Source organism: Salmonella sp. SAL00672 (assembly GCF_046552175.1).
In the GTDB taxonomy this organism is placed as follows: domain Bacteria; phylum Pseudomonadota; class Gammaproteobacteria; order Enterobacterales; family Enterobacteriaceae; genus Salmonella; species Salmonella enterica.
In genome coordinates this window covers 178,680-196,353 of sequence record NZ_JBGDUQ010000007.1, presented here as the reverse complement: position 1 = coordinate 196,353, position 17,674 = coordinate 178,680, and the positions used below count along the sequence as shown (strand labels likewise).

The window sequence follows — 17,674 nt, the reverse complement described above, 5'->3', positions numbered from 1 at the left end:
ATAACTATACAAATTAACCTATCAGGCCGATTGCGCCAGAGCAAGTTCCTCTTCACGCGTTTCAATACGCTGGTCGCCGTTATACAGACGCGCTTTTTGCAGTCCAACAAACAAACGCTCGCCGCGAACCGGAACATCCTCACCCGCCATCACCACCGTCAGCGGATCGTGATACCACCCCAGCGGCTGTACCACTAACTGTGTATAGTGACCTTTCGGGCTGGCCTCAATGACCTGTACTGGTAGCGGAGAATCCAGGCTGGTGCGGCGGCTAATATCCACCTCCCACGGACGCAGGAACAGATCGACCGGCCCCTGGTACGCGGGCGTATAACCCAGCGGCCAGCGATGCGCGCCAACGTGAAACTGCCCACCGCGGACGGTGCCTGTCAGGCGGTTCACCTCGCCCATAAACTCCAGTACGAAGCGGGTTGCCGGTTCACGCCACACCCGATCCGGCGCATCAGCCTGTTCGATATTGCCCTGACTCATCACCACCACCCGATCCGCCACTTCCGTCGCTTCTTCCTGATCGTGGGTGACAAAGACGCTGGTGAATTTCAGTTCTTCATGTAGCTGGCGCAACCAGCGACGTAACTCTTTACGTACCTGGGCATCCAGCGCGCCAAACGGTTCATCCAGCAGTAGAATTTGCGGTTCCACGGCAAGCGCGCGCGCCAGCGCCACGCGCTGTTTTTGTCCGCCGGAAAGCTGGGCGGGGAAGCGATCCGCGAGGTGCGCCAGTTGCACCATCTCCAGCAATTGCGTCACTTTCGTTTTAATCGCCGCCGCAGTTGGGCGGTCGCGTCGCGGCAGCACCGTCAGGCCAAAAGCGATGTTGTCAAACACCGTCATATGGCGAAACAGCGCATAGTGCTGAAACACAAAACCGACTTTACGCTCACGCGCGTGCAGGCGGCTAACGTCCGTACCGTGGAAACGAATATGCCCGCTGGACTGATGCTCCAGCCCGGCAATAATGCGCAGCAGCGTCGTTTTGCCGGAACCAGACGGCCCCAACAAGGCAACCATCTGGCCGGAAGGAATATCCAGCGAGATATCATTCAGTACCTGAGTGCGACCAAACGATTTCTTAATTCTGGCGATCTCAATGCTCATGATTTTCCTCCTGTTGCGCGCGTTTTTCCTGATTCTCCAGACGCCATTGCAACATGCTCTTCAAAAACAGGGTAATAATCGCCATTAGCGTCAACAATGCGGCGGCGGTAAAGGAGCCGACGGTGTTGTAGTCCTGCTCCAGTAATTCAATCTGTAACGGTAGCGATAACGTTTCGCCGCGAATCGAGCCGGACACCACCGACACCGCGCCAAACTCGCCAATCGCGCGGGCGTTGGTTAACACCACGCCGTAGAGTAGCGCCCAGCGAATATTCGGCAATGTCACGCGGCGAAACATTTGCCAGCCGGATGCGCCCAGTAAAATCGCCGCCTCATCTTCCTGACTGCCCTGGCTGAGCATCACTGGCACCAGTTCGCGCACCACAAACGGACAGGTGACAAAAATAGTGACCAGTACCATCCCCGGCCAGGAGAACATCATTTGCAAATTATGCTCATCCAGCCAGCCGCCCAACGGGCCGTTGGAGCCATAAAACAACAGATAGACCAGACCGGCCACCACCGGCGAGACGGCAAAGGGAATATCCAGCAGGGTCAGCAATAGCTGACGTCCGGGGAAGTTAAAGCGCGTCACCAGCCACGCCAGCAGAATGCCGAACACCAGATTCACCGGCACTGCGATCAAGGCAATCAACACCGTCAGCCAGATGGCGTGCAGCATGTCCGGATCGGCCAGATTTTGCAGTACCGGCATTAACCCTTTGCTGAACGCCTGCACGAAGATGTAAATCATCGGCACCAGCAGGATAAACGCCGAAACCAGCATCCCGACGCCAATCAAAAACCATTTTCCCCAGTTAATGCGGGGGACGTCGTATCGCTTCAATTGAGTCACTTCCGCCATTAATGACCTACCACACGTCGACCAAAGCGACTTTGCAAAGTATTGATAGAGAACAGCAGCAGCAAGGATGCCGCAAGGATCACCGAGGCAATGGCGCTGGCGGCTGGGTAATCAAACTCCTGCAAACGCACAAAAATCATCAGCGAGGTCACTTCTGTTTTCCAGGCAATATTTCCAGCGATAAAAATCACCGCGCCAAACTCGCCCAGGCTACGGGTAAAAGAGAGCGCCACGCCGGCAATCAGCGCAGGCGACAGCTCAGGCAGCACGACTTTGCGAAAACTTTGCAGCCGGGTGGCCCCCAGCGTTTGTGCCGCTTCTTCATATTCCGGCCCCAGCTCTTCCAGTACCGGCTGGACGGTGCGCACCACAAATGGAATGCTGGTAAAGGCCATCGCCACCGCAATACCGAGCCAGGTATAGGTCACTTTGATATCAAACTGCGCAAGAAACTGACCGTAGAAACCGTTCACTGAGAACAGCGAGGCCAGCGTTAACCCCGCTACCGCTGTCGGCAGCGCAAACGGCAGATCCATCAGCGCATCCAGCAACGTGCGCCCTGGAAAACGGTAGCGGGTTAAAATCCACGCCATCAGCAGGCCAAACACTCCATTAAAAATCGACGCTACAAATGCCGCCAGTAGCGTCACTTTATAGGCAGCCACCACCTGTGGGTTGGTCACAACATCCCAGTATTGCGCCCAGCTCATCTGTGAGAGCTGCATCACCAGCGCGCTCAACGGCAACAGCAGGATCAGGCAGACAAACAGCAAACTGGTGCCGAGGCTTAACGTAAAGCCGGGCAGCACGCGTCGGGAAGAAACGGCAAGCATTACTTACGCCCCGCCGCCAACAGTTTGTCCAGCTCGCCGCCGCTGGCAAAGTGCGTTTTCATCACTTCCGGCCAGGAACCAAACTTTTCTTCCACGCGGAACAGTTCGGTCTGCGGGAATTTATCTGCTTGCTTGCCCATGATTTCCGGGTTATTCACGCGGTAGTAGTAATGGGTGATGATGGTCTGCGCCTGCGGGCTATACAGCCAGTTCAGGTAAGCTTTGGCGGCTTTTTCTGTGCCGTTGGCCTGCACGTTTTTATCCACCCAGGCAACCGGGAATTCAGCAAGAATGTTCGTTTTCGGGATCACCACTTCAAATCCCTGGGCTTCATATTGTTTGCGGATATTGTTCACTTCCGACTCAAAACTAATCAGCACATCGCCCAGACCACGCTCGGCAAAGGTAGTCGTAGCGCCGCGACCGCCGGTATCAAACACTTCGACGTTTTTCAGGAACTGGGTCATAAACTGTTCGGTTTTGGCTTTATCGCCGCCGTCCGCGTTATCCGCCGCGCCCCATGCCGCCAGATACGTATAGCGGGCGTTGCCGGAGGTTTTCGGGTTAGGGAAAATCAGCTTCACGTCGGAACGTACAAGATCGCTCCAGTCGTGAATATTTTTCGGGTTCCCCTTGCGCACCAGGAAGCCCATCGTGGAATAGAATGGCGAACTGTTGTTCGGCAGACGGCTTTGCCAGTCGGCAGGGATCAGTTTGCCTTTATCATGAAGAATCTGTACGTCGGTCACCTGATTGTAGGTCACGACGTCTGCCTTCAGTCCCTGCAAAATCGCCAGCGCCTGTTTTGATGACCCGGCATGAGACTGCTTAATCGTCAGCTTATCGCCGCCGTTATCCTTCGCCCATTGTTGCTCAAACGGCGGGTTAAGGGCGGCAAACAGCTCGCGGGAGACATCGTATGAGCTGTTCAGCAGCTCTGTTGCCTGCGCCTGCCCTGCCAGTAACAGCATTGCTGCCAGCGTCAGGGGTCTCTTTTTCAGTAAGTTAACGGCCATTGCGCACCCTTATAAATTTAATGACTTTCTTATGGTCATCATATTTATAACCAGCGCTAAAGGAGTAACGGTTTTATATACCGTTTGATGATTTGAAAGTTGAAAAGGGAATAAGAGAATCCCTCCCCACGCGGCGCGGGGAGGAGACCGGCATCAATCAGACGCCTACGCTTACGCTTTCAGGCAGGGTACTGCCGCCATCAATGACGTTTTGCGTTCCGGTAAGATAGCTGGACTCATCGGAAGCCAGAAATGCCGCCAGTTCCCCTACTTCCAGCGGATCGGCAAGACGGCGTAGCGGAATGGCTTTTGCCATTTCCGTTAATACCGATTCCGGATCGTCAGGGTTAGACTGACGGGCAATGCTTTCCGCCATCGGCGTTCTTACATAACCGGGGCAAATGGCATTCACACGAATACCGGACTGCGCGTACTCTACCGCCAGCGATTTGGTTAAACCGACAATGGCGGCTTTTGACAGCGCATAGGCCGTTTCACCCGGGTCCGCCACCATATCTCCCGTGACGGAAGACATCATCACAATGCGGCCATCTTTACGTTTGATCATCTCCGGCAGGACGGCTTTGGTGACGTTCCAGACACCTTTAATATTAATATCAATGTGGAAATCGCGATCTTCTTCACTCATATCGAGGAAGTTGCCCAGACGGCACACGCCAGCGTTATTCACCAAAATATCAATTCGACCTTCAGTCTCTTTGGCGCGCGCAACCGCCGCCTGCACCGAAGCAAAATCTCTGACGTCAGCCTTAACGGCAGTACAGCGATGCCCGCGTCCGCCCAGCTCATCCGCCAGTTTTTCAATCTCATCGGAGATATCCAGCAAGATTAAGTTCGCGCCGTGGCGTGCGAATACGCGAGCGATCCCTTCGCCAATGCCCTGCGATGCGCCCGTAATCAATGCTGTCTTGCCCGTGAGTTTACCCATTTTCAATGTCTCCTTTTGAATATGGAGTCTTACACTCCATTAACACTGAAAATACAGTAATAACAAATAAGTGCTGAGGAATAGCTCACTAATTCAGGTAAATATTAGGTAAAAAAATCCCCGCGGAGGCGGGGATGGGCATTTTTATGCTGTTCTGCCTGATGGCGCTGCGCTTATCAGGCCTACCAATCGTAGGTCGAATAAAGCGTTTGCGCTGCCATCCGACAGGGTTTTACCTTATAGCGCTAACAGGCGATCCAGCGACGGCGCAAAATAGTAGCCGCCAGTCACCGGTTTGGTGAAGCGCAGCATTGCGTCGCGTTTACCGTCGGTATCGCCGAACATACTCAGAAGCTGCTGTTCGATATTGTGCAGGCGTGCGCAGTAAGCGCAGAAATAGAGACCATGAGTACCGCTGGCGGTGCCGTATGGCAGGCTCTGACGCACAATCTTCAGACCTTTGCCATCTTCTTTGAGATCGACGCGGCTCAGGTGAGATGTTGCCGGACGCGCATCGCCGTCAATCTCTTCATTGGCTTCTTTGGTACGCCCGATCATCATCTCCTGATCGTGAATACTCATCCGGTTAAGTTGCTTGAGATTGTGTTCCCAACGCTGCACGAACACATAACTGCCGCCGGCATCCACGCCATCTTTGATCACCGCCACTTCACGACGCGTCTCTTCGCCCGCCGGGTTCTCTGTCCCGTCGACAAAGCCGCTCAGATCGCGTTCTTCCACCCAACGGAAGCCGTGAACTTCTTCTTTCACGTCGATACAGTCGCCGAAGGCTTCCATCGCCGCCTGAGCAACAGAAAAATTCACATCGTGGCGCAGGGAAAGGATATGGATCAGCACGTCATACTGCGTGGCTGGCGCCAGTCCTTTACCATAAGGAATAAAATCTTTCAGTTCTTCCGCCCCGACGCCGCCACTCAGGGCACGCCAGGTATTGTTGCCAAACGCCACAACGGCCCCAAGATGGGCGTCCGGAAATTTGACTTCGAAGGTCGCCAGTTTATCGGCAAATGTTCTGCTGGCCGCGCGCAGGGCGTCCAGGTCGCCTTTCACATTGGCTTCAATCCAAATTGCCGCACGGCAATGTTCCGGCAAAATGCCACTTTGAACCTGAGACATGATTCCTCCTGAAAATGAGAATGCCACGCAGTCGTGGCATTAATGGAGGCTATTTTACCTTGTTTTTAAGCGAAGCGGTTTGTTCAGGCGCAAATTAACGACGCCAGATAATTTTGCGCACGTCCCAGTTTTTTAAGACGTCATCAGGAGGCATTAAGCCTTCCGGTCCGCTCCACTCGCCGGAGAAAACATAGCTAATATGCTGACTTCCCTCGGCTTTACATTCGACGCTGGTATGGCTATCGCTGGAAACCGGCTCGCAGTGACCAAACGCTTTGCTGTAAAGGTCGCTAAACGGCGTACCGATTTTGCCCCCCGCAGCGGTTGGGATATCGCTGTCCAGCACATCAATACGGCTCACGGTTCCCTGCTCGCCGTTGATCACCATCGCGACGCTGTCGCCCTTCATCGCTTCGAAAAAGCGCACCACGTTGCCGTTATCGGTTTTCATACCGCTACGCAGGCGATAATCGCCATCTAATGCCTCTGCAATAGCCGGCTCCTCCAGCGGCGTGGCGGCGGTCAGCGCTCCCACGCCTTGCTCAGTGACTTCTGTCGAGGAACCAAACCAGTTCCATGGATTTGCGGCAGACCAGTTGACCGAGGAGAGCGTCGAGCAGCCGGTCAGCGCCAGCGGCAGTGCGAGTAAAGTCAAACGCAGCGATTTCATCTCACTTCCTTTCTTTTATTAATTAACGTTGGTTGGAGTGCGGGTTCGCCAAAAAGTGCCGTTATTCTTTCTCAAAGGAAAAACAGGCACGCAAACGTTGATTGGTTAACAGCCAGATCAGCGCGACGATGTCCGCCAGCAGCAGCGCCAGCCCGACGCCGCTGACCGGGTCGCCACCCAGCCACATCACCGGCAGCCAGCACAACGACACCAGTTGAGCAAGAATCAGGAGTCCGCGCAGCCAGCGCCACACACCAGGAAACGCTTCACGCCGCCCGCTGAGCAAAAACGCCACTACCGCCGGAACGCCGGGCAACAGCCCCAGCCAAAAATTGTCATGGTCGGGATAAAAAAAGTTTAACAAAGTATTACCCTGTCCACGGGATGAACCGGCAATGACAAAGAGTACCCAGGCGCGCGCCTGAAGTAGCAGTACGCACCAGAACAGAAACGGCAGGCGTAAACGTCCGTTTACATCATAATCGGCTGGATGAAACTCAGTACTCTTCATCTTCAATCAGGCGTTTACCCAAACTTAGGGCGTCAGAATGCTCATACCCTAGACGTTCATACATGCCCAGCACAACGTCGTTATCATCGCGCACCATAATTTGGATTTTCGGACACCCGCGGGCGATGAGTTTTTTTTCCAGCCGGTTAAGCAACGCATTCGCAATGCCGCGCCCGCGGAACTCCGGGTGAACGCCCAGGTAATACGCCGAGCCACGATGCCCGTCATAACCGCCCATTACCGTACCGACGACTTCGCCGCTAACTTCCGCAACGAGGAACAAGCTGACATCGTGATTCACCTTGCGTTCAATATCCATTTCAGGATCGTTCCATGGACGCAGCAGGTCGCAACGCTCCCAGAGGGTAATCACCTCTTCGAAATCTTCCTGGCGAAAAACGCGTATTTCCATGGTATTCGTTGCCTTTTCGGGTGGAAAAACCAAGATTATGGCGCAAACATCTGATTCAGCCAATATCTGACGCGATGTAGCGGAAAAAATGGCATAATGGCGATGTGTCACGTATTGAAATGAAAAGTAAAACAATTCTCATCACCAACCGTCGTAACGGATTACGCGATACGATATAACATCTTGAACTTAATTTTCACAACTCAGGCCGTATGAGCACTTTTAAACTCCTAAAAACTCTCACATCGCGCCGCCAGGTACTCAAAACAGGTCTGGCGGCCCTGACGCTGTCAGGTATGTCGCACGCAATAGCCAAAGAAGAAACGCTAAAAACCAGTAATGGTCACAGCAAACCCAAAACCAAAAAAACCGGCAGTAAACGGTTGGTGATGCTCGACCCCGGACACGGCGGCATCGATACCGGCGCGATTGGCCGCAACGGTTCTCAGGAAAAACACGTCGTACTGGCAATTGCCAAAAACGTACGCGCTATTTTGCGAAATCACGGAATCGATGCGCGTTTAACCCGGACAGGGGATACCTTTATTCCGCTGTACGATCGGGTGGAAATCGCCCATAAGCACGGCGCGGATCTGTTTATGTCCATTCATGCCGATGGTTTTACCAACCCGAAAGCGGCGGGCGCTTCCGTTTTTGCGCTTTCCAACCGCGGGGCCAGTAGCGCCATGGCGAAGTATCTCTCCGAGCGTGAAAACCGCGCGGACGAAGTGGCGGGTAAAAAAGCCACTGACCGGGATCATCTATTACAACAAGTTTTGTTTGATCTGGTGCAAACCGATACGATTAAAAACAGTCTGACGCTGGGTTCGCATATTCTCAAGAAAATCAAACCTATACATAAATTACACAGCCGCACTACCGAACAAGCGGCTTTCGTGGTGCTAAAATCACCGTCAATTCCGTCGGTACTGGTCGAAACCTCGTTTATTACCAATCCGGAAGAAGAACGCCTGCTGGGCACGACGGCGTTTCGCCAGAAAATCGCTACGGCGATCGCCAACGGCATCATCAGTTATTTTCACTGGTTTGATAATCAGAAAGCACACACGAAGAAACGGTAATCATGAAACCCGATGCACATCACGTAAAACAGTTTCTGCTACGCCTGCAGGATGATATTTGCCAAACGTTATCCGCTGTGGATGGCGCAAACTTTGTCGAAGATAGCTGGCGACGCGAAGCGGGCGGCGGCGGACGCAGCCGGGTATTACGCAACGGCGGGATTTTCGAACAGGCGGGCGTTAATTTCTCTCACGTTCACGGCGATGCAATGCCCGCGTCCGCCACCGCGCATCGGCCAGAACTGGCCGGGCGTAGCTTTGAAGCGATGGGCGTATCGCTGGTGGTGCATCCGCACAATCCGTATATTCCCACCAGCCATGCTAACGTGCGCTTTTTTATTGCCGAAAAACCGGGCGCCGATCCGGTATGGTGGTTTGGCGGCGGGTTCGATTTAACGCCCTACTACGGCTTTGAAGAGGATGCCGTTCACTGGCACCGCACCGCCCGCGACCTGTGCCAGCCGTTTGGCGACGATGTGTATTCGCGCTATAAAAAGTGGTGCGACGACTACTTTTTCCTCAAGCATCGTAACGAGCAGCGCGGTATCGGCGGCCTGTTTTTTGACGATTTGAATACGCCGGATTTCGACCACTGTTTTGCTTTTATGCAGGCGGTCGGTAACGGCTACACCGAGGCGTATTTACCGATTGTCGAACGACGCAAAGCGATGGGCTGGGGAGAGCGGGAGCGTAATTTTCAACTTTATCGCCGCGGTCGCTACGTGGAGTTCAATCTGGTATGGGACAGAGGCACCCTGTTTGGTCTGCAAACCGGCGGGCGCACTGAATCTATCCTGATGTCGATGCCGCCGCTGGTGCGCTGGGAATACGACTGGCAGCCAGAAGCGGGTAGCCCGGAAGCGGCGCTGAGCGAGTTTATTCAGGTACGCGACTGGATTTAAACACATATGACATTAAGGAAGTAGCAATGAACGCCCGCCTCATCTCTGCGCCCTCATTATCCCCTGAAGAGCAAAAAAACAGGTTAGCTGAATTTTTTCGCGAATACTGGGGAACGCAACAAATAAACGATTACCATACAGATACAACGTTCCACGTGAACCATAAAAAACAGTATTGCGATCTACGATGGTCAGAAAAATATATTGATGTCGATTATTGGTGTAGCCGCGAAATACACCATAAAGAGTGGTCTAAGTTCCTGATCGCAATAACCACCGCACTGCATACCCCAATACCACCTTATTACCTTGATTTTAATCTTAAAGGGCACCGAACAACTCTACGAAAAAGACATCGCCGCACAGAGAGTAAAATTGGATGTTTTATCTATCCTTATAAAGAAGATCCGGATGGGGGATGGGATTATAGTGTTGACTGTCTGATGATTTACGAGTCCGATTTTGAGATACTGGCCGCTGGAATTAATAAGCTATACCCACGAAATCATGAGGATAAGTCCTTTGATTACACAAGCTGGAATGAATTTACACTTGCTGAATGCGAGAAAATAATCTCGCACTGGCTGATAATTGCGCGCAGCAACGGAGAGTACGCTTCCTTTATTCAATATGTTATAGAATGGATACAACCGCTTCTGCATCAATATGATAGCATCATGATTGAAGGGAATTTATGATGCTTTACGGGTTTATCTGCCCCTCCAGCCAAACAACGGCAACGTCTTATCAGCAAACATAAACGCTCATCCTCATGACCTGATGACAAAACTGTTTTGCACGTTGTGCGCGCGCTTCCCCGGAGGCGGCGCTGGCGCGCCTTGTCCGGGCTACCAACCACAGACGGCAGCGAATCCGTAGGCCCGGTAAGGCGCCAGCCGCCACCGGGCAATTCCCGACACGCGCACGTTATCAGCAACCGGAGAGCCTACCCATCAATATCAAGCCCATTGCCGCATCCGTTGATGCAGCGTCAACGACGGTTTTTCGGCAAATAATTGCTGATAATCGGTGGCAAATTGCCCCAGATGCCAGAATCCCCACTGCATCGCGGCATCTTTGACCGTGGCGCTCTGCGACCATGGGCTAATCAACTCTCGGCGCACTGCATTGAGCCGAATACGTTTCAGCCACGCATTGGGGCCAATGCCCAAAATGGCGTGAAACGCATTTTGCAGCGTGCGACGGCTTACGTGTAGCTGATTACATAAGTCGAGCACCGTCAGCGGCTCCGACATATTTTCCAGCACATATTCCCGCGCCCGCGACAGTAGCCTACGATATCCCTGATGGCTGATGCTCTCAGCGCTATGAATCGGCTTCGCCTCTTCCAGCATCGTGCCCATCGCCAGCAACAAATTATCACTCAAGACCTTACGCACCGCAGGTTGATGCAGGGTTTCAGGACTCTCGCTGAAGGTGGCCAGCGCCTGCTGCACAAAGCCCCACAGCGCCGCCTTATGCTGCTCTTTTACCTCCAGCGCTAACTGGTTACGTAGCATATGCAGCACCCTTTCCGGGTTATGCAAAAACGTGGCCTGACGGGAAATAACATCTTCCGAGATAACGACGCCCAGAATGGTGTAATCATCCGGCGTGCTCAGTTCAAACTCGGTGCCTCCCGGTCGGGTGGCAATCTCGGCGCTGCCGAGCCCCTGCGCGCCGATAAATCCCTGTTCGCCGCGCGTCGCCGGAATACCAAACCAGAAAGAGTTTGGCCAAACCAGACACGACTGACGCAGCGCCAGGCCGGTGTATTCACGGAACACCTGAATCTCATCAAGCAGGATTTCCGTGAACTCGCCATGAAATTTACCCGGGTGTAACTGATCGTAGATCTGCTGCCAGGCGGTGATAGTCAGAGCATGTTCATAGACATCCGTCGTCCGTCGCTGATGAACATTGTCCACCTCGACTCTGGGCGTAAGTTTAACGTCTTCGGGTAACGCTTCATGATAAAGATGGTGCAAATTCGCTGTACGGGTCTTTTTCATGATCTTCTATGCCGGACGCCCGCCAGGACGCCCGGCCCTCCGACAGATTAATTTTTGATGCGATAGCGACTACTGCGTTTACGCAACGCTCCGTCAGAAAAGAGTTGTTCCAGCACGTTTCTGGCCTGCTCCAGCGGCCAGCCAAAATGCGCGGCCACCTCTCCCGCCGTCATTCCCTGGCGTACTGATGCCAGCAGCGCCAATAACGCCTCAGCGAACTCAGGCGTTGCGGGTACCTGGGGCGCTTTCTCAGTCGGCGTTGTCGCACGCGCAAACCCGCCAACCAGCCACTGGGTGTCCTCTTCCGGACGACCAATTTCTTTGCGACTAATCACACGGCCTGTGCGCTGCGCGGCAGCGCTTCCAGCATCCAGCGCCGCACGACACGCCGCCAGATCGCCCTCCACCACCAGCGTGAGCCTGCCAGGGTCGAGCACTTGATGACTGAGCAAACGCACGTTGGCCGCTTTCAGCATGGCATCCGCCGCATCGACGGCGGCGACCATTCCGTCCACTTCCAGTAATCCCAGGGCATTGATCATTGGCAGCCTCCGTTACGCACGCTGGACAGGGTTACGGGCGATATCCAGCACGGCGTCGGTAAAGGCGTTGCAGGCGGCTTTACACGCGGCCTGGCTTCCCGTTAAGAACGCGGCCGAATAGTTGGTTTCCGACGGCGGCGGCACGTAAGTCACCAGCTGAACGTCAGCGGATTTCATCGCCGCGTCAATGCCGAATGTCGCTTCCAGCGGCGGCGCCACCAGGTAGGCCATTGGATCGCCCAGCGCAATACCTGCGGTAGACGAGAGGTACGAGCCGGTACGCGAAACCACATGCGCCAGGAACGCGGTATTTTCCGCATCGTTCGCCCACTGGAACGCCGCGCCGTTTTCAATGCTGGCGACCATTGCATCCAGACCGGCGCGCACTTCCGCCGGGTTCGGTCCGCCCAGCATAATCAACACCTCACCAGCGGTAGGCGACGGCCCGTGAGCCGCCCCGGCATAGAGGGAGCGGCCATAGACCACTTCCACCATCGCCTGTTTTGTCGCTTCGTCAGCGGCAATATAGGTCACATCATCAGAATCTGCCGTGATGAGTCCGAGACTACGTATATGTGGCGGTAATTTAAGTTCCCGCGCAAAGCCGTCATTCACGGAGGCAATCACGCGCATGGCAGTCACTGAAGGTCGAATTAAATCTAATGCAGGCATGATGTCTCCTTAACGGGTCATGTTGATGCCGGACGCTTTCTGCTCCAGCATCCGTTTGGCCAAATCCACAATCACGGCGGCAGCTTCTACTGGCGGCGTCCCCCCCTGATGAATGTTTGAAATACAGGTTCTGTCGGCCTCGACGGTGGTCGCCACGCGCGGGGAATAGACCGCGTAGCAGGAAAGGCTTTCCGACTGCCCCAGCCCCGGACGTTCGCCTACCAGCAGGATGACGACCTTCGCGCCGAGAATTTCGCCAATCTGATCTTCAATCTTCACGCGGCCATAGCGCACAAAGAACGGCGTGCCGACGTTCAGCCCGGCCTGCTTCAGACCGGCAAGCAACGGCGGCAGGATCTCTTCATAGTTGGCGGTGATCGCATCCGTAGAGAGGCCATCGGAGACCACTACCTGCACATCCGGGTTCATCACGCACTGTGACTTCAGCGCGTCAATGGCTTCCGGGCTCAGGCGACGCCCCATATCCGGGCGCGTCAGGTACAGGTTTTTGTCGCTGATCTCCGAACGCACTTCCAGCAGCCCTTGCGCTTTTACCCACTCTTCCGGCACTTCTTTGAGCACGGTATCTTTCGAACGGGAGTGATCCGCCAGGAAGCGCAACAGCGCCTGGGTGCGCGGACGCGGCCCGGCACGACCCGTACAGACGCGTGCCGCAGTACTGCGACGCAGTTCGGTCAGCACGTCCGCACGATGCGGATTCTCGACGCCAATCCAGGCTTTTGCCTCTGCGGAACCTAAATCCAGCGCGCAGCTTTCGGTCACCGTCGGCGCGGCGCACTGCGGCTTTGCGCCTTCCTGCGTTGACGGCGCGACGGGCTGCGGTACGTCCTGTCCCATTGACGCCATCACGCTACGTACAATTTCTTCAATCTGTTTTTGATCCATGGTGTTATCCCCGCGTCATCAGAAGAACAGTGACGGATCGCCCGCCCGTTTGGTCAGACGACCGTTTGCCATAATGCCCATCGTTTCCAGCCAGCGTTCAAACTCCGGCGACGGCCGTAAATTCAGCAACTGACGGACGGTGGCGGTATCGTGGAAAGCGGTAGTCTGGTAGTTGAGCATGATGTCGTCGCCGAGCGGCATCCCCATGATGTAGTTACAGCCGGCAGTGGCGAGCAGAATCATCAGGTTTTCGTTAAGGTTCTGGTCGGCGTCGGCATGGTTGGTATAGCAGCAGTCGCAGCCCATTGAGATGCCGCTCAGCTTGCCCATAAAGTGATCTTCGAGACCGGCGCGGATAATCTGCCTGTCGTTGTAGAGATACTCCGGCCCGATAAAGCCCACCACGGTGTTCACCAGGAACGGATCGTAGTGGCGAGCCAGCCCGTAGTTACGCGCTTCCATCGTCACCTGGTCGGCACCAAAGTTCGCGCCAGCCGACAGCGCCGAGCCCTGTCCGGTTTCAAAGTACAGGCAGTTTTCCCCGGCGATGCGGTTGAACTCCGCCCCCACAGCCCGCGCTTCGTCGAGCATAGCCAGCTCGACGCCGAACTCTTTTAAGCCCTTCTCGCTGCCGCAAATGCTCTGGAAAATCAGTCCGCCCGGCGCGCCGCGACGAATCGCCTCAATCTGGGTGGTGACGTGCGCCAGCACGCAGCCCTGGGTCGGAATATTGAATTTATCGATAACGCCGTAAACGGTGTCGAGCACGCGGGTCAGGTTCTCCACGTCATCGGTCACCGGGTTAACGCCGATCACCGCATCGCCTGCGCCGAAAGAAAGCCCTTCGTAGATTTGCGCGGCGATACTCTGTACATCGTCACGGGTATCGTTCGGCTGCAAACGGCAGCTAAAGGTGCCCGGAATACCGATGGTGGTATTGGCTTTTTTGATCACCGGCATTTTCTTACCGCCGTAGATCAGGTCGGCGTTGGAGCAGATTTTCGCCACTGCCGCCACCACTTCGGAGGTCAGCCCTTTGCGGGTAAACGCGATGTCGTCCACGGAGGTTTCATCGCTCAGCACGTATTCACGCAGTTCGCTGATGCTCCAGTTTTTAATCCGGTTATAGGCCGTTTCGTTGACGTCATCCTGAATCAGGCGCGTCACGCAGTCCTCTTCATAGGCAATCACCGGATTGTTGCGGATATCCGCCACCGTCATTTCCGACAGTACCTGTTTTGCCGCTACGCGCTCCTGCGAACTTGCCGCGGCAACCCCGGCCAGCACATCCCCCGAACGCAGTTCGTTGGCTTTAGCCAGTACCTCTTTTACATCCTTAAACTGATAAACATTGCCGAACAATGTGGTCTTTAGTTTCATAAGTCGTTCCCTCAGGAAGGAAATGCGAGTGATTTCACCGTCACCGGCACAACCGATCCGCCAAAAAGAGGCGTACCAATGTCGATATAGTCTCCCGCCCGCACGACCACCTCATCGATGACCGCCAGCGGAAGTTGCGGTAACTGTGGGCGCAATAACATGCCCAGCGCTTTACCAAAATCCTGCTCGGCCACCACCAGCAGGGGATGTGAATTGGGATAACGCGCGACAAAAGCCGTCAGCGCGTTGATGACCGTGAGTAATGCGGCGTAACGCACCGGAAGCGTGGCGGGAAGCGCCAGCACGTAAGCGTCGGTTTGCGGGTCGAGATCAAGCTGGAGAAGCGCCTGCCGCCAGGCGTTCACCAGATCGGCGTCATCCTGCGGGATCGCCACCGGCAGGTTGCGCAGCGGCAGTTGGACGTCTTCCAGCCAGATAGTACTGCCGGAAAGCGACAGCGTATGGGCCCCCGCGCCAATCACCGTGGCGCGCACGGTTTGCGCCGGAAACTGCACGTTCATCTCGCGCAGACGCGGGTGCTCATGCAGCGCGGTCGCCAGCAGCGGCCCGATATCAGAAAAGCAGAACGGATCGGCAGGTTGGTTGCGGTAGCATTCACCTACCCCACCGGAAAGGGTGATCACCTCCGGCGTAATATCGGCGGGCAGCAGCCCGGTTTGCATCAGCGATTGCGCCAGCGGCGAGAGCGCGCCAGTGATAACCTCGACGATGAGATCCGCCATCCGCCGCGCCACCTGCCCCAACTGTGCGGCAGCTAAGGCGCGAGCATCAGTACCCGAACCGAACACCTCATCGATAATCATCTGCCCCGGCTGATGGGCATAAACCACGCGCCCCTGAGCGTCGGTTTCCAGCAGGCGACCACCGACGTTAAGGCAAGCGGTACCGCTGACTTTTCCCGCGTCAAACAGCGCGTAGTTAGACGTGCCGCCGCCGATATCAATATTCAGCACCCGGCACATCCGCTGCTCAGACAAGCTTTGCGCTCCGGCGCCGTAACCGGCAATGACCGATTCCAGATGCGGCCCGGCGCTGGCGACCACAAAGTCGCCCAGCGACTGCGAGAGCGTCATGACCGCCGGACGGGCGTTGCGGGTTTTGGCGCTTTCGCCGGTGATAATGATAGCCCCTGAGTCCACCGATTCAGGCGCGATGCCTGCGGCCTGATACTGGGCCAGAATCAGCGCTTTAAGTTCGGCCTCTTTCAGACCGCCCTGCTTATCCACGGGCGTAAAGAAGACCGGGCTTTGCCAGCTAATGTCGCGTTTGATGAATTCGTAGCGCGGCACCTGCGACACCGCCGCACGGTTAACCAACTCCAGGCGCGAGAAGATCACCTGCGTGGTGGTGGTGCCGATATCGATACCGACGCTCAGTAGCTGGCGAGTGTTCACGATTGCGCCTCCGCTTCGGTTTTCACCTGGGCGGCGTCATCTTTCGGCACCAGCATCATCGCCACGCCAATCGCCGTCACGCCGCCGATCAGCTTGCCGACAATCATCGGGAAGATCATGGCGTTCATGTTGGCGGCGGCGAAGCCTAAATGGTCGCCCAGCGCGAACGCCGCAGAGACGGCAAATGCGCAGTTAATCACTTTGCCACGGGTATCCATCTGCTTCATCATGCCGAACATCGGGATATTGTTCGCCAGGGTCGCTACCATGCCTGCCGCCGCAATATTATTTACGTTCAGCAGCTTACCGACATTCATCAACGGTTTTTCAAACCAGCGGGTCAGTAACAGCACCATCGGATACGCGCCGAGCAGCACGCAGGAGATAGAGCCGATCACTTCAATGGCGCGCATCACTTCGCCGGGTTTGTCGCCTGGCGCCATAAAGATCGGGTCGAGCCCCGGAATCAACTCCCAGCCCAACAGGAATTTAATCACCGCAGCCGCCAGACCGATGGTGATCAGCGCCACCAGAAATTTGGCGAAAATCTGGAAACCGTTGATCATTTTTTCCGGGATGAACTTCAACCCCAGCGCTACCAGCACCGCGACAATCAATACCGGGATCATGTTCATCAGGATCAGCGCGAAGGTAAACTCCACTGGCTGACCATTGATCTGCACGCCTGAGTACATGGCGATCAATCCCCCCGCAATGCAGCCAATGGGAATGGTGACGATACCCGCGAGTACGCCAAGCGCCAGGTAGCGGCGGTCAGACGGTTCGATAATGCCGAGCGCCACCGGAATGGAGAACACAATGGTCGGCCCCATCATCGACCCAAGTATTAACCCTGAGTATAGCCACGCCGCGACATCACCGCCGGCCAGCTCTTTGGCGAGGAAGAATCCGCCCATATCACAGGCCAGCAACGTACCCGCGAACATGGATGGGTTCGCGCCCAGCATTTCGTATACCGGGATAATAACCGGCCCCAGTACATGCGCCAGCACCGGCGCCAGCGCGGTCATACCGACCATCGCCAGCCCCAGCGCGCCCATCGCCATAAAGCCCTCTTCAAACTGGCCGCCAGACCCCTCGATACTCTTGCCGAATTTACCGAGGAAGCGCGCCGACCCGCCGAACTGCGACAGGATCCTGTCCACGGCGGCAATCAGCATAAAGAACATCATGATGTACATGATGATTTCGTTAATTCCCATAGCCCCTACTCCCTGTCATTTTTGATTT

The 17,674-nt window shown here is 55.3% G+C and carries 19 protein-coding genes; 3 read left to right on the top strand and 16 right to left on the bottom strand.

Annotated features, from left to right (window positions below; all coding sequences use genetic code 11):
- Nucleotides 1–21: 21 nt before the first annotated feature.
- The 9 genes from cysA to ACLJTG_RS17435 all read right to left on the bottom strand — a co-directional run bounded on the left by cysA (nt 22) and on the right by ACLJTG_RS17435 (nt 7,512).
- Nucleotides 22–1,119 carry a sulfate/thiosulfate ABC transporter ATP-binding protein CysA gene (gene cysA, locus ACLJTG_RS17475; RefSeq protein ID WP_000021076.1) on the bottom strand — a complete coding sequence of 366 codons (1,098 nt, stop codon included), beginning with the start codon at nt 1,117–1,119 and terminating at the stop codon, nt 22–24.
- Complete coding sequence (gene cysW, locus ACLJTG_RS17470) at nt 1,109–1,984, bottom strand: sulfate/thiosulfate ABC transporter permease CysW (RefSeq protein WP_000852705.1); 876 nt, start codon at nt 1,982–1,984, stop codon at nt 1,109–1,111. Before cysW ends, cysA begins: the two co-directional genes overlap by 11 nt.
- A complete protein-coding gene (gene cysT, locus ACLJTG_RS17465; protein ID WP_000881745.1) occupies nt 1,984–2,817 on the bottom strand; it encodes a sulfate/thiosulfate ABC transporter permease CysT in 834 nt (277 codons plus the stop codon). The genes cysW and cysT overlap by 1 nt, the downstream gene beginning before the upstream one ends.
- Nucleotides 2,817–3,833 (bottom strand): thiosulfate/sulfate ABC transporter substrate-binding protein CysP, encoded by a 1,017-nt coding sequence (gene cysP / locus ACLJTG_RS17460; RefSeq protein WP_000290275.1) that lies wholly within the window; start codon nt 3,831–3,833, stop codon nt 2,817–2,819. The genes cysT and cysP overlap by 1 nt, the downstream gene beginning before the upstream one ends.
- 157 nt (nt 3,834–3,990) lie before the next feature.
- Nucleotides 3,991–4,782, bottom strand: a complete 792-nt coding sequence (gene ucpA / locus ACLJTG_RS17455; protein ID WP_000517460.1) for an SDR family oxidoreductase UcpA — start codon at nt 4,780–4,782, stop codon at nt 3,991–3,993.
- 237 nt (nt 4,783–5,019) lie between these two features.
- A complete protein-coding gene (gene yfeX, locus ACLJTG_RS17450; RefSeq protein ID WP_000084583.1) occupies nt 5,020–5,919 on the bottom strand; it encodes a porphyrinogen peroxidase in 900 nt (299 codons plus the stop codon).
- Nucleotides 5,920–6,013: 94 nt separating this feature from the next.
- Complete coding sequence (locus ACLJTG_RS17445) at nt 6,014–6,589, bottom strand: RpoE-regulated lipoprotein (protein WP_000838971.1); 576 nt, start codon at nt 6,587–6,589, stop codon at nt 6,014–6,016.
- Nucleotides 6,590–6,650: 61 nt separating this feature from the next.
- A complete protein-coding gene (locus tag ACLJTG_RS17440; protein WP_079951374.1) occupies nt 6,651–7,100 on the bottom strand; it encodes a DUF2919 domain-containing protein in 450 nt (149 codons plus the stop codon).
- The gene (locus ACLJTG_RS17435) at nt 7,087–7,512 is read right to left on the bottom strand and encodes a GNAT family acetyltransferase (protein ID WP_000406008.1); all 426 of its coding nucleotides are present in this window, start codon (nt 7,510–7,512) and stop codon (nt 7,087–7,089) included. The genes ACLJTG_RS17440 and ACLJTG_RS17435 overlap by 14 nt, the downstream gene beginning before the upstream one ends.
- Nucleotides 7,513–7,724: 212 nt before the next feature.
- Here ACLJTG_RS17435 and amiA point away from each other — a divergent pair, with 212 nt between their 5' ends.
- From amiA to ACLJTG_RS17420, 3 genes are read left to right on the top strand one after another with little or no spacing between them, the layout of a single operon-like run.
- A complete protein-coding gene (gene amiA, locus ACLJTG_RS17430; protein WP_000102880.1) occupies nt 7,725–8,594 on the top strand; it encodes an N-acetylmuramoyl-L-alanine amidase AmiA in 870 nt (289 codons plus the stop codon).
- Nucleotides 8,595–8,596: 2 nt separating this feature from the next.
- The gene (gene hemF / locus ACLJTG_RS17425; RefSeq protein ID WP_198898330.1) at nt 8,597–9,496 is read left to right on the top strand and encodes an oxygen-dependent coproporphyrinogen oxidase; all 900 of its coding nucleotides are present in this window, start codon (nt 8,597–8,599) and stop codon (nt 9,494–9,496) included.
- Nucleotides 9,497–9,522: 26 nt separating this feature from the next.
- Nucleotides 9,523–10,194 (top strand): hypothetical protein, encoded by a 672-nt coding sequence (locus ACLJTG_RS17420; RefSeq protein WP_000994057.1) that lies wholly within the window; start codon nt 9,523–9,525, stop codon nt 10,192–10,194.
- Between the two features lie 261 nt (nt 10,195–10,455).
- On the opposite strand, the gene eutR is transcribed toward ACLJTG_RS17420, so the two are convergent.
- From eutR to eutH, 7 genes are read right to left on the bottom strand one after another with little or no spacing between them, the layout of a single operon-like run.
- Nucleotides 10,456–11,508, bottom strand: a complete 1,053-nt coding sequence (gene eutR, locus ACLJTG_RS17415) for an HTH-type transcriptional regulator EutR (RefSeq protein ID WP_000753665.1) — start codon at nt 11,506–11,508, stop codon at nt 10,456–10,458.
- A 47-nt stretch (nt 11,509–11,555) separates the two neighbouring features.
- On the bottom strand, nt 11,556–12,050 hold the full coding sequence (gene eutK / locus ACLJTG_RS17410) for an ethanolamine utilization microcompartment protein EutK (RefSeq protein WP_000606271.1): 495 nt from the start codon (nt 12,048–12,050) through the stop codon (nt 11,556–11,558).
- Between the two features lie 12 nt (nt 12,051–12,062).
- On the bottom strand, nt 12,063–12,722 hold the full coding sequence (gene eutL / locus ACLJTG_RS17405; protein ID WP_001111056.1) for an ethanolamine utilization microcompartment protein EutL: 660 nt from the start codon (nt 12,720–12,722) through the stop codon (nt 12,063–12,065).
- Nucleotides 12,723–12,731: 9 nt separating this feature from the next.
- The gene (gene eutC, locus ACLJTG_RS17400) at nt 12,732–13,628 is read right to left on the bottom strand and encodes an ethanolamine ammonia-lyase subunit EutC (protein WP_000372354.1); all 897 of its coding nucleotides are present in this window, start codon (nt 13,626–13,628) and stop codon (nt 12,732–12,734) included.
- Nucleotides 13,629–13,646: 18 nt separating this feature from the next.
- Complete coding sequence (gene eutB, locus ACLJTG_RS17395) at nt 13,647–15,008, bottom strand: ethanolamine ammonia-lyase subunit alpha (RefSeq protein WP_000769990.1); 1,362 nt, start codon at nt 15,006–15,008, stop codon at nt 13,647–13,649.
- Between the two features lie 11 nt (nt 15,009–15,019).
- Nucleotides 15,020–16,423, bottom strand: coding sequence for an ethanolamine ammonia-lyase reactivating factor EutA (gene eutA / locus ACLJTG_RS17390; RefSeq protein WP_079951375.1), 1,404 nt, complete (start codon nt 16,421–16,423; stop codon nt 15,020–15,022).
- Nucleotides 16,420–17,646 (bottom strand): ethanolamine utilization protein EutH, encoded by a 1,227-nt coding sequence (gene eutH, locus ACLJTG_RS17385; protein WP_000512357.1) that lies wholly within the window; start codon nt 17,644–17,646, stop codon nt 16,420–16,422. Before eutH ends, eutA begins: the two co-directional genes overlap by 4 nt.
- Nucleotides 17,647–17,674: the final 28 nt, after the last annotated feature.